The 12,401-nt window shown below is 41.1% G+C and carries 8 protein-coding genes and 1 pseudogene; 4 read left to right on the forward strand and 5 right to left on the reverse strand.

Features of this window, described 5'->3' with window-relative positions:
- Nucleotides 1–122 precede the first annotated feature (122 nt).
- A pseudogene (locus ACYVIL_RS19550) lies at nucleotides 123–470 on the reverse strand (glycoside hydrolase family 16 protein); the annotation flags it as partial.
- A gap of 406 nt (nucleotides 471–876) precedes the next feature.
- Here ACYVIL_RS19550 and ACYVIL_RS19555 point away from each other — a divergent pair.
- Both ACYVIL_RS19555 and ACYVIL_RS19560 read left to right on the forward strand, forming a co-directional pair.
- On the forward strand, nucleotides 877–2,259 hold the full coding sequence (locus tag ACYVIL_RS19555) for a malectin domain-containing carbohydrate-binding protein (protein WP_460314350.1): 1,383 nt from the start codon (nucleotides 877–879) through the stop codon (nucleotides 2,257–2,259).
- Nucleotides 2,260–2,332: 73 nt separating this feature from the next.
- A complete protein-coding gene (locus tag ACYVIL_RS19560) occupies nucleotides 2,333–5,773 on the forward strand; it encodes a hypothetical protein (RefSeq protein ID WP_460314352.1) in 3,441 nt (1,146 codons plus the stop codon).
- 98 nt (nucleotides 5,774–5,871) lie between these two features.
- On the opposite strand, the gene ACYVIL_RS19565 is transcribed toward ACYVIL_RS19560, so the two are convergent.
- From ACYVIL_RS19565 to ACYVIL_RS19575, 3 genes are all read right to left on the reverse strand, one after another.
- On the reverse strand, nucleotides 5,872–7,638 hold the full coding sequence (locus ACYVIL_RS19565; protein ID WP_460314354.1) for a beta propeller repeat protein: 1,767 nt from the start codon (nucleotides 7,636–7,638) through the stop codon (nucleotides 5,872–5,874).
- A 53-nt stretch (nucleotides 7,639–7,691) separates the two neighbouring features.
- Nucleotides 7,692–8,111, reverse strand: coding sequence for a hypothetical protein (locus tag ACYVIL_RS19570; protein WP_460314356.1), 420 nt, complete (start codon nucleotides 8,109–8,111; stop codon nucleotides 7,692–7,694).
- Between the two features lie 138 nt (nucleotides 8,112–8,249).
- Entirely contained in the window at nucleotides 8,250–9,821 is a 1,572-nt protein-coding gene (locus tag ACYVIL_RS19575) for a sugar porter family MFS transporter (RefSeq protein WP_460314358.1), read from the reverse strand.
- 203 nt (nucleotides 9,822–10,024) lie between these two features.
- Here ACYVIL_RS19575 and ACYVIL_RS19580 point away from each other — a divergent pair, with 203 nt between their 5' ends.
- Entirely contained in the window at nucleotides 10,025–11,200 is a 1,176-nt protein-coding gene (locus ACYVIL_RS19580; protein WP_303474499.1) for a sensor histidine kinase, read from the forward strand.
- A complete protein-coding gene (locus ACYVIL_RS19585) occupies nucleotides 11,197–12,015 on the forward strand; it encodes a LytR/AlgR family response regulator transcription factor (protein WP_460314360.1) in 819 nt (272 codons plus the stop codon). The genes ACYVIL_RS19580 and ACYVIL_RS19585 overlap by 4 nt, the downstream gene beginning before the upstream one ends.
- A gap of 281 nt (nucleotides 12,016–12,296) precedes the next feature.
- Here ACYVIL_RS19585 and ACYVIL_RS19590 read toward each other — a convergent pair whose 3' ends face one another.
- Nucleotides 12,297–12,395 carry a hypothetical protein gene (locus ACYVIL_RS19590; RefSeq protein ID WP_460314362.1) on the reverse strand — a complete coding sequence of 33 codons (99 nt, stop codon included), beginning with the start codon at nucleotides 12,393–12,395 and terminating at the stop codon, nucleotides 12,297–12,299.
- Nucleotides 12,396–12,401: the final 6 nt, after the last annotated feature.

Raw genomic sequence — 12,401 nt, forward strand, 5'->3', positions numbered from 1 at the left:
CAAACTCTTGAATATTCAATAATGTCATCTTAGGTGCCTGTTTTGGTGTTTTTTTATTTTTTGGTAGAAACAAAATAACGCAATTACAGGCACTTATCTTCTTTATTTGTGGGGATCCCTCAGGCTGAAGTGTAAGGTAAATCGGCTCCTTCTTCGGCAGGTTTTGCAACAATATTAAGCATCCCATCAGCAATAAATGAATTGTCTGTTGAGTCGGTATAACATTGTTGTTCGTTATTACCTCCTCCGCTGCAATTGACTTCATGACTCCATTTACTTGAATCAATGCTATCTCCATCAAATTCATCGTTCCAAATCATTACCCAATCTTCGACAGGTGCAGATGTATCTATTGCTTTTAAATCTGTATCTGAATTGGAACCGCCACAACCTGTCAGAGATATCGCTATAGCGGCACCTACTGATAGAGACAAGTTGCGCGTTGTGTGCTTAACGCTGTTGATTCTCATTGTGTTCTCCGAAAACAAAACCTAAGTGATTTTGACTGCTGATTTATCCAATGCTTCTGCGTTATTGGGTCGCAGTGAATCATCAGATATGGCACCAGTTGTTAATTGCTTGATTTAATATGTAACACAAAGGTTAATTATGTGCGGGCTAAAATCGATAAGGCGGGACTAGTAAGAGGTGGGACGGACTGACCTATTGGTTTGATCAACATATAACACCCGTTATTGATAAGGTAACTTTCCTGCAGAGCCCATTTTTAAAGCTTTTTAGGTTTTTTGTTAAGAGCATTCCAACTTGCCGCCTCGCTAGTCCGCTTTATCCTGTTTGCGTTGCATGCAGTGAGAGTTCGCATAAAGTTAGCAACAAATTGTTAATGAAATTACTTAATTTCCACAAGGTTTGTGTATGAAAAGTGAATACTTATTTAGGTTTGTCATTTTGTGTGTGTCAGTGTCTTTTTTATGGATAAGCACTGGCTGTGAAAACCCTCAAACATCCCAATATAAAATCAAACCTTTGCAGCCTAAAGCCGTTCCCACGGCTTTTTCAGCTTCAGTTGTTCTTGCCATCAATGTTGGCGGTGCAGAGTATTTTGGGCAAGACGGTATTCGTTATCAGGCAGATGAGTTTCAAATTGGAAATAACAAAGGGCAGTCGAAAGGAATAAAAGGAACTCAAGATCCTAGGTTATTCGAAACTTATCGCCAGGGAAATATGAACCTACCCATAGCACTGAAGCAAGGGATCTACGATATCACCTTAAAATTCGCTGAGCCTTCAGATTTGCGCGCAGCCGACAGACTCTTCAACGTTATAATCGAAGGGCAAAAGCAAATTGAAAACTTGGACATAACAGTGGCCAGAGATGGTAAAAAATTGTCGGCACTGGTGCGCACTCTTACCAATATAGAGGTACAAGACGGTGAATTAAATATTCAGCTGACAGGGGTTAACAATGAGCCAGTTTTACACGCCATTATAGTCCGCAGTAAACAAGGAGATAAGCAGAACTGGCAATTAACTTGGAGTGATGAGTTTGATTACTCGGGCGCACCAGATGAACAAAAGTGGAACTATGACATTTGGCCCGCTAGAAAAGTGAATGATGAAGATCAGACTTACACTAAACGACCAGAAAATGTGCGAGTTGAAGACGGGGTTTTGATCATTGAAGCCCATCAAGAAAAGTTTGCAAATGCAGAATATACATCTGGGCGAATCCATTCCAAAGGAAAAGGGGACTTTTTATATGGCAAGGCTGAAATTCGTGCCCGCATTCCAGCTGGTCAAGGTACTTGGCCTGCCATTTGGATGCTCCCTAGCGATGCCTTCAAATATGCAACCACATGCCGTTCTGATAGTGAATGGCAAGGTAATCATGAATGTGACGCTTGGCCGAATTCCGGTGAAATAGACATAATGGAATACGTTGGTTACGACCCTCACAACATCCATGGAACAGTTCATAATAAAGCTTACTATTGGGTAAATTGGGAACAGCGAAAAGCGAGTGTCGATGTAGGCTCAGAAGTGAATGAGCAATTTCAAGTTTACTCAATGGAATGGGGGCCTGAGCATATCCTCATTGCATACAACGGCACTCCTTATTTTTACTATGCAAATCAAGGGGAAGGCTGGCAAGCATGGCCTTTCGATCATCCCTATCACATCATTTTAAACCTTGCCATAGGTGGTGGCTGGGGCAGAGCTGGTGGGCCAATAGACGACAGTATTTTTCCCGTCAAAATGGAAGTTGATTACGTTCGAATTTATCAACTTAAACACTAAGCAAACAATTCAACAAAATAAACATGGGTGGTAACACCGGTTCGCAATTTACTTAACAAAGCAGTTAAAGATTATGAAAAACACGACAAAGCAAAAGATTGAAGGTTCATTCGTTGATTTGGGTAATGAACGATTCTACAAAATTGAAAATGTTGATCAGATGCCGGCTTTTTTTATTAGCTTGATTTCTGATAGCGACCATTGGCTTTTCGTTTCATCAACCGGTGGGCTAACGGCTGGGCGGGTGTCTCCCGAAACGGCATTATTTCCATATGTCACCGTTGACAAAATTCATGAAAGTAGCCATCACACGGGGTGTAAAACACTACTGAAAGTCGCTATGGATGGTAAGGAGTACGAGTGGGAACCGTTCAATTATTTACGTGAACATTCGTATTTACTCACCCGTAATTTATATAAAAATACCCTAGGTAATAAACTCTGTTTTGAAGAGATCAACCATAGCTTACAAATGGTATTTCGATATACCTGGGCAACCAGCGAAGAGTATGGATTCTGTCGTACCGCAGAAATAGAAAACTGCGCACTACAGATGGCGAATATTGAAATACTCGATGGGTTTCTGAATATTTTACCTGCTGGCACGCCGCGCTATACGCAATCTCAGTCGAGCAACTTAGTGGATGCCTATAAGTTCAATGAGCTGGACGAACAGACAGGTACTGGCATTTTTACATTATACTCAGGGATTACTGACAGAGCGGAGCCTAGCGAATCGCTGCGCGCCAATGTGGTATTTTGCGTAGGTTTAGAGATACAAAACATTTTGCTTTCAGAACAGCAAATAAGATCTTTCAATAATCGGAAACAGGTGGAAACTGAGTCTTACTGCCGAGGAATCCGTGGTGCTTATTTAGTTAATAGTCAATTTGACTTGGGACCGAGTGAACACAAAAGCTGGATGTTAGTGGCAAATGTGGAACAAGATCAAAAGCAAATTACGGCACTATTGGAAGAATTAGACAGCCCCAATTTAGTCGAAGGTAAGTTAATAGCTTCAATTGCTGCAGGCAGTGATGCCCTTTTAAGAATAATGGCAAGTAGTGATGGTTTACAGCAGACCAATGAAGAAGAAGTGGCTTTGCATCATTACGCAAATACACTGTTTAATGTATTGCGTGGCGGTATTTTCAATGAGCAGTACTTAATTTCTAAAGATGACTTTGTTAAAACTGTCAAAACCTTCAATCAAACTGTTTATCAAACCAATCAAAACTTCCTAACTGCCTTAGATGACAAATTCTCTGTGCAAGATTTATTAGCTGATGTGAGTCAGCAGGGAGATAAGCAGTTACAAAGGTTAGCGTTTGAATATTTACCTATTACTTTCGGTCGCAGGCACGGTGATCCTAGTCGCCCCTGGAACCAATTTGCCATTAACCTGAAAGACAATCAAGGTAACCCACTGCTTTCCTATCAAGGTAATTGGCGTGACATTTTCCAAAACTGGGAAGCCCTCACTTTTAGTTACCCACAATTTATTGAAAGCGTGATCGCCAAGTTTTTAAATGCATCAACAATGGATGGCTATAACCCTTATCGCATTACCAAGCAGGGCATTGATTGGGAAGTCGAAGAACCGGATGATCCCTGGAGTTACATTGGTTATTGGGGAGATCATCAAATAATCTATTTGCTGAAAATGTTAGAACTTTCCAAACAATTTCATCCACAGAAACTGAATCAGCTTTTACGTGCCGATCTATTCAGTTATGCAAATGTACCTTATCGGATCAAACACTTTGAGGCTTTACTCGCCAATGCAAAAGATACGGTTTCTTACGATGAGGAGTTAGCTGAGAAAATAGCGCAACGAGTTAATCATATGGGCGCTGACGGTAAGTTAGTGTTAACTAAAGAAGGAGAAGTATACCAAGTAAACCTATTAGAAAAGCTATTGGTTCCGTTGTTATCTAAGCTCAGCAATTTAGTGATTGATGGTGGAATTTGGCTTAATACCCAGCGACCAGAATGGAATGATGCGAACAATGCTTTAGTCGGCCAGGGGCTATCTATGGTCACCCTTTACTATATTCGTCGTTATTTGCATTTCTTTAAGTCGTTGATTGCCGAGCAACAGCAAGATTTTGAACTGTCATTGGAGGTGAACCAATGGTTACTAGACACTTGCGAAGCGTTACGTGAAGTGGCGCAGCAAATATCTAAGGGGGCGGTATCAAACAAAGCACGTTTCCATATGATGCAGCGCCTAGGTTTAGCAGGTGAAGCTTATCGCAAGCGAGTTTATCAAGCTGAAGGTTACACGGGAAAAACCACACAAGTGATAGGGCGTATCAATGAGCTCATTGACGATGCTTTGGTGGCGGTTGACTATAGTATTCAATCTAACCGCACTGAAAGTGGGTTATATCATGCCTATAATATGTTAAAATTAACACCACAAAGCTGTGAGGTTGATCACCTCTATTCAATGCTAGAGGGGCAGGTTGCAGCCCTTAGTAGCGGCGCGATAAAAGGAGAAGAAGCGATAAATGTATTAGAGGCGTTATTTGCATCTGATGTATATCGTCCGGATCAAAACACCTTCATGTTATACCCTGATAGGCAACAACAACGATTCCTAAATAAAAATACCCTCCCTAAAGGTGCATTGGACCAATCCATTGTTTGCCAGCAAATGCTAGCCAATAGTGATGAACGTTTGATACTGCAAGATAGTAGAGGATTACAGCGATTTAGTGCCGATCTTAAGAATGCTAATGACGTTGCCCATTTAATTGATACTTTAGTTGCCGAATATGGCGAGCAACTTAGGGCTGAGAAGGCGCTCATTTTACGGGTTTATGAAGAAGTGTTTAATCATAGCGCCTTTACCGGCAGATCTGGCGGCATGTTTGGTTTTGAGGGACTAGGGAGTATTTATTGGCATATGGTGTCGAAGTTATTGCTTGCCGTGCAAGAGCAGTTTTTCCAGGCAATACAAGACAAACAGAGTGACCGGATAATTCAGCGCTTAGGTGAATTGTACTATCAGGTTAGAAAAGGGATTGGTTTCAATAAAACCCCTGAAGAGTATGGTGCTTTTCCTACTGACCCCTATTCACATACGCCAAAGCATGCCGGTGCTCAGCAACCCGGCATGACTGGCCAGGTAAAAGAAGAAGTCCTCACGCGTTTTGCTGAGTTCGGTTTGCAGGTATTCGACGCTAAGGTGAGTTTTAATCCTGCTCTGCTTCGTAGCCAAGAATTTTCGACAACTACGACGGAATTTACCTTCCTGGATGTAGACGGGCAGTGGCAAAAATTGTCTCTTCCTGAAAATAGCTTAGCCTTTACTTGGTGTCAGGTGCCAGTGGTTTATTTATTAAAGCAGCAAGGGCAAGGTGAGATAAGCATTCATTATGTGAGTGGAAAAGTTGAAACCTTGCAACAAAACGCCCTATCTAAACAACAAAGTCAGATGCTTTTCGACCGCAGTGGGCAAATTCGTAAAATCGAATTAACGGTTACACAAGGACAACTGTTTGCGTAAAGCTAGATTCACCACTGTATATAGTCAAATTATATACAGTGGTGTGAGTTATGTTGTTAAGGTAAGCCTTGATCTAGATAACCATTTATACTTGTAAATTATTGCTCTGGTTCTTGTGGTTCTTTTTCATCTTGTTGTTTTAATGCATCCAGCAAACTTTCATATTCAGCTTGCATCGCTGCTATATCCATTTCTACGTTAGTCTTCCATGTTTGGCCAAAATCGTCGGTACTTACAATTTGTCCTTGATCACACAAGAAGTAAATACGCTGCCCATTGGTTAATTTGGGCAATGCCATTTCACAATCGGGTTTAGCTGTGCCGCGCATGATCCAGTCTTTTCTTGAAACATCTTCACCATTGGTTGTTGTACTGATAATTTGTAGTTGTTTCACGGTTTTATCGACTCGGCCAAGGGTGATGAGGGTCTTATCACCTAACACAATGGGCAACGAGCGATCAGTGGTATTGTCGCCAAATGTTTTTAAACTGCGGCTGAGTGATGTCCAGTTTTGTCCGTAGTCAAAGCTAACCGCTTGATCGCCTACACCATCCCATTGACTCACCTCTAAGCCAACCAATACACCATTTGCTAGCTGCGATACCTGCACCATGGGTGAAGACTTCACGCTAGTCCACTGTTTTGATTCGATGGTAAAGTCGTAGAGTTTATTATCGTTAAGTACTCTCAATTGGCCGTTAGCGGTCAAAATAGGAAACAGCCCCCCATTTTGAACCCAAAAATCATTCGGGTTCTTACGCTCAAAGTTACCTATGCGCTGCCAAGATAAATCGTCTTTATTGATAGTGTAGAAAAAATGACTTTTTGCTGAAGCCGTGGCCGCGAATAAAGTCTCTTCCGCCTTACCAAACCAAATAATTGACTCCGCTGCAGAAACGGGCTGTGTTGCAGTCCAATCTCCCTGTAAGCTATCACTGATAAAGACTTGACCGCGCTCTGAGCCAACTAATATTTTGCCGTCTAACTCTAAAACACTGGTAAGTTGCCCATTGGTGGGTAAATCAATTTGCGTCCAACTATCATCGTTATTAACAACGTGCAATTGGCCAAACTTAGCGGCCACGGCTCGTTTGTTATGCTCTTGCAAAATAAGAGCTTGGCTACCATAGGCGTTATTGCGCGAAAGGGCGCTTAATTTATTACGCAATTCCACGAATTTATCATCTTCCCAACCTAAGGGTTGATTGAAATTAACACTGCTAGCCAAATTGGGAAAATGTTCAATAATAAAGTCTTGAAGATTTTCTGCTTCACTAATACGAGTAACGTAGGCTTTGCTCGAAGAACGATTGCTCCAAAAAGACGTTTCTTTGATATTCAGTAAAGGTTGAAAAACCAAACTGCCTAGATTTGTGAACTCTCCGGCCTTTACGTTAAAGGTACCCGCAGAGGCATATACTGGCATAGTTAACCAAGAGCTCATATTGCCGTCTGAATAGAAACTGTAAAGCGACGCGATTAAGTATTCCCCTTCTGGCATGCTGCCTGCGAATAATTGGCTATCAACCACACCCTGGGAGTTGGGTGAAAAGGTATAAGCTTCAGGATCCCACTCCACTTCATCGGCATTGAATGCTTTGTTTTTGGCTGCGGCTTTGGCTTTTGCCTCTTCTATTGCGGCCTGTTTAATTTGCTCGTGATTGTCCATTCTGATTGCGATAACTTCGGTCCATCCTGGGTGTAATGGAGCTAACCGAGCTGTGTTGTTGATGACTTGAAGCGCAACAACACCATGATTTTGGGCAAGTGGTTGGCTATTGTCTAAATGGGTTGAATTGATTTCATAAGTAGCGCATCCATTCAGAAAAGCGCTAATTACAAAAATGAGAATCAATTTTTTCATCGATTTTTCCATTAAAATATGAAAGGTGCGACCAGCCACTATCATTTAATCGGTTAGTTATACTGACCAAAAACATGGGGAAATGGGTTTTGATAGGAATCAATCTCCATTTTTACCGCAAGATAGAGTGGTGCTTCAGGAGGCGCATAAAATTCAATTTGTTTAGCAAAGTCCAAAAGACATTGGGTGGTTTTGGGATCTTTGGTGCTCCATGCTTGCAGCGCATTACCATGTTCATCAATGGTAAAAACAAGCTCTACATTATTCTTAGCGCACTTCTGGGCATTGGAATAGAGTTCTTCTATTTGTGATGTGTAACTATTTAAGTGTTCAGAAAACTCTGGATATAGTCGTTCGTTTTGTGCTTTCCATAGATCATGTGCTTGCAAATAGGCCTCTTCACTTGCCGTTGGCGCTGTATTTACGCAGCCGTAAGTGATAAATGTCAGAAAAATTATAATTAGCTGTTTCAACCTAACTCCTTGTCGTTTAATCAGTGCATTTTTTCACTGATTAAACTACATGAAAATTACTTTTCTTGAAACTAAATTTTTGTCTCTATAATTCGCTTACTGTTTGAAATAAGGCATTTTTGCTAATGCACTCGGATGCTAGCGAACTAAAATCTTTTCCAACTCTTCTAGCGATTTGCCTTTGGTTTCCGGTAAGTAAATCATAATAATGGCTAAGCCAAGCAGTGCAAATACAGCGTAGAAAGCAAAAGTGAAGGTTGCCCCTAAGGTAGCTAATTCCCACGGAAATACTAGCTGCACTAAGAAGCTTACGGCAGAATTAATTAACCCCACAAAGGAAATAGCGATACCACGAATTCGGTTGGGGAAGAGCTCTGAAAATAACACCCACATGACGGGCCCAAGAGAAATAGCAAAGCAAGCTACAAACCCGAGTAAACTGATGAGTACCCATTTCTGGTTTACTTGAATTGATGCTGCTATGAGTTCAGATTCATAGATTAGTGCTTGTTCTTTGCCTAAATGAGTGACTAAAGCCTGCTTAAACTGCAAATCGTCCTCATAGGTGGTTTCGGTCAGCACTTGTTGGCTTTGCAGACTAATTTCTAGCGGAACCTCGGATAATGAATTCGCATCCAATTGATAACTAGCCTGTCCAAATTGAAAAGCCATCATTGCCATACAAATGGCGATACCTGAAACGCCGAATAGCAACAAGGCTTTGCGTCCAATTTTATCTATCAGTAAAATAGCTAAAACCGTAAATAATAGATTGGTTAATCCAACTAATACTGCTTGCATAAAGGAAGCGTCAGTACCAAACCCACTTTGCTCGAAGATCATAGGGGCGTAGAAAAATACCGCATTAATTCCCGTTATTTGCTGTAAAATAGCGATGGAGATACCGACTATCATTACCAATCGCATATTCGGTTTAAGTAGTGCTAAAAATGAACCTTGTTGTTGCGAGCTACTGTGTTGTATACCTGCTTCTAGGTTGTCTAGGGTTTCTTTTAATTCTGCTGCAGGTACGGTTTTAGCCAAAACCTGTTTGGCTTCAGACGTTCTTTGTTGGAAGATTAACCACCTTGGGCTTTCAGGAACAAAATTCAAACAAAAAAAGTATAGCACTGCAGGGATAGCCTCTAAGCCTAGCATCCAGCGCCAATTCCACTGCTGAATATTCCAGTTGTCTTGTTCCGGTGTGGTAGATGCGCCGAGTTGCAAAATTAAGTAGTTAGTAAAAAACGCTGCGGAGATCCCGACTACAATATTCAGTTGATTCAGGGATACCAGACGCCCTCGATATTTCGCAGGGGCAATTTCAGCAATATACATAGGAGCGATGATCAATGCCGCCCCTACGCCAAAGCCACCTATCATTCTAGCGAGCACTAATACTAAAAAATTGGGGGCAATGGCCGACATTACCGCGGAAATTAAAAATAGCAAAGCGGCGGCTTTTAATAGGGCTTTTCGACCAAACTTATCTCCTAGTGGGCCAGCAACCATCATCGCGAAAGTAGCGGTCAAAGTAAGCGAGGCAACGGCCCAACCTAACTGTAATTTAGTTAAGCCAAATTCAGGTTCGATAAACTTCACTACCCCAGAAATGACCGACGCATCAAAGCCCATTAAAAACCCACCTAAAGCAGCAATGACGGAAATAAAAGCAACATGGAAAAGTGAGAATTCTGAGTGTTGTGACATAAAGTAGGCTCTGGTTTGAAGGCTGGGTTAAGTAGTACTAAACAACGGATAATAATTAAATTGTTAATTTACGTTAACTTATTTTTTACTTTTAAAGGTGAATTTACGGTAAAGTGGTTCGCTATTGCGGTAGGGCGGACTGCAAAAGTGGCAGATAAATTAGTCAAGGTGTAAAATTCCGTCTTTGCGTAGCAGGGCTTATTATGTTTCAAAAACAATCTGACTTTACCCAACGTTTTATAGCCAATCAGCCCACGCGAAATTTCTGGTTATGGCAAGTTGGGTTTTGGTTATTTGTCAGTATTATGAGCTTTGCTGTACTGACCCTTTGGTACGGTCCATTCTCCTGGCCTCACATCTTACATATTTTACTGCAAGCCTTACTAGGGTTGGTTTTGTCGTTGGTGCTGTATTGGGTTTTCATGCACATTTGGGACAAAAGCACACGTTTTCGAGCATTAATCGGTTTCTTCACTATCATGATAGTGTCCTTTATTTGGACACTCGCTCGTGTTTACGCGTTTATTTCTCTTACGGGTGAGGGCACAGAGTGGAGCCAGTTCGGCGGCTGGCACTTTGCTAGTATCTTTATTTTTCTTTGTTGGGCCGGTTTGTTTCACGGAATACGTTATTATGAATTATTACAAACCGAGCATAAAATATTGTTACAAGCCGAGTCTGAGGCTAAAGAAGAACAACTAAAGCGTATGAAAGCCCAGAATGTGGCCAGAGATGCGCAGTTAAAGATGCTTCGATATCAACTCAATCCGCACTTTTTATGTAACACCTTAAATGCCATCAACTCGTTAGTTGAGAGTAATGAAACAGTTAAGGCACAAAAAATGACCATACAACTGAGTAAGTTTTTACGTTACTCGTTGGACAATAATCCAGATACTAAAATTCCTCTGGAAACTGAAGTTAATGCGTTGAATCTATACTTAGAAATTGAAAAAACCCGCTTTGAAGATCGTTTAAATTTAGATTTTCAAATTACACCGCAAGCAAAAGGAGCTTTGTTGCCCAGTCTTTTGTTGCAGCCCATTATTGAAAACTCAATGAAACATGCAATTGCCCAAAGTGAAGCCGGTGGCACAATTGAGTTTAGAGCCTTTGTCGAGAATAACCGGCTTATTTTGGGTTTGAGTGATACAGGTTCGGGGACTAAAATCCCGAAAAGTAAGTTACAAAGCGCTCAAGGGCGAGGAGTCGGATTGCGCAATACAGACGAACGTCTAAAAGCACTTTATTCAGATGATTACTCAATGGAGATTAAGTTGCTCACCTCTGGTGGCATGAAAACCATTATCAATATTCCTTGTGAATACAATCTAGCGGATAAAGTAGAGAGTACGTACAGCAAGGAACAAATTGTATGAACAAAATTAGCGCGATTATCGTTGATGATGAACCCTTAGCTTTGAATGTGCTTAGAGCAAAACTACAACAAATACCACAAGTAGAAATTATAGGTGAAGGTAAAAATGGCCGTCAGGCCATAGAGCTAATTATGGATTTAAACCCTGATCTGGTTTTTTTGGATATCCAAATGCCTGGTTTAAATGGTTTTGATGTAGTGAAAAACCTGCAAAGTGAGCTTGTGCCCTTAATTGTTTTTACTACTGCATATGAACAATACGCGTTAGATGCGTTTGATGTGCACGCTGTCGATTACATTCTTAAACCCATAGACTCGGAAAGGATCCAAAGGGCCATTGAACGGGCTCAAGAGCGAATGGCAACGAATGAGCCAACCGATTATAAACCACCCATCATTGGTGCTATTGATACCATTAGCCGCAAGGAACACTCCTTACAGCAAGATGAAGAATTGCCACTTAGTCATGTTAACAGCAATTTAGATCGTAAAATTGTGATCAAGGAGCGAGATGAAATCACCTTACTCAAACAAACCGATATTGAGTGGATAGATGCCGCAGGAGATTACGTCTGCTTGCATGCCGAAGGAGAAACCCATATTAAGCGTATCACCCTCAAAGAATTGTTAGAGGAGCTTGATGATTCGGTGTTTAAACGAGTTCACCGCTCCACTATTGTGAATCTCAATTTCATTGAAAAAGTGATTCCACACACCAAAGGTGAGTTTTTTCTGCAATTACAAGGTGGTGCTGAACGCATCAAAGTCAGCCGAAATTATAAAGAATCTATTCGTAGCTTTTTGACCGAGAAATAATCCCGCATCCGATTGTTGTGTGAATTAATACGACCAGCGTCTTTTATTTACGTTGTGCACAGTTGTATTTAACAATCTGTAATGTTTTCATGACATCCCATTAATCACTGCGAGTTCTTATACATTAGCAGTGAAAGCTAGACAGAAATAAAACCCTAATTTTTAATGGAGCCAAAACAATTTTTGTTTTTTTGAGGAAATTTAAATCAAAATCGTCGTTGGCTTCGTAACACTTCAAAACTTTATATGGTGAATAAACGGTAAGCGTTCGCCAATCCCACCTAGCGTTTAGCAAATTCCCATGGTAGCAATTGCTCGATATCGTAATGTGGCTGGCTGACCTGTTCTAGTAAGTACATCAGGTAATCGAATGGCGTGATGCCGTT

Source organism: Aliiglaciecola aliphaticivorans (genome assembly GCF_054782055.1).

What these genes read in the sequence shown, in the direction of transcription:
- ACYVIL_RS19580 (WP_303474499.1), top strand. Translation starts at nt 10,025, where the DNA reads ATGTTTCAAAAACAATCTGACTTTACCCAACGTTTTATAGCCAATCAG.
- ACYVIL_RS19565 (WP_460314354.1), bottom strand. Translation starts at nt 7,638, where the DNA reads ATGAAAAAATTGATTCTCATTTTTGTAATTAGCGCTTTTCTGAATGGA.
- ACYVIL_RS19575 (WP_460314358.1), bottom strand. Translation starts at nt 9,821, where the DNA reads ATGTCACAACACTCAGAATTCTCACTTTTCCATGTTGCTTTTATTTCC.
- ACYVIL_RS19555 (WP_460314350.1), top strand. Translation starts at nt 877, where the DNA reads ATGAAAAGTGAATACTTATTTAGGTTTGTCATTTTGTGTGTGTCAGTG.
- ACYVIL_RS19560 (WP_460314352.1), top strand. Translation starts at nt 2,333, where the DNA reads ATGAAAAACACGACAAAGCAAAAGATTGAAGGTTCATTCGTTGATTTG.
- ACYVIL_RS19585 (WP_460314360.1), top strand. Translation starts at nt 11,197, where the DNA reads ATGAACAAAATTAGCGCGATTATCGTTGATGATGAACCCTTAGCTTTG.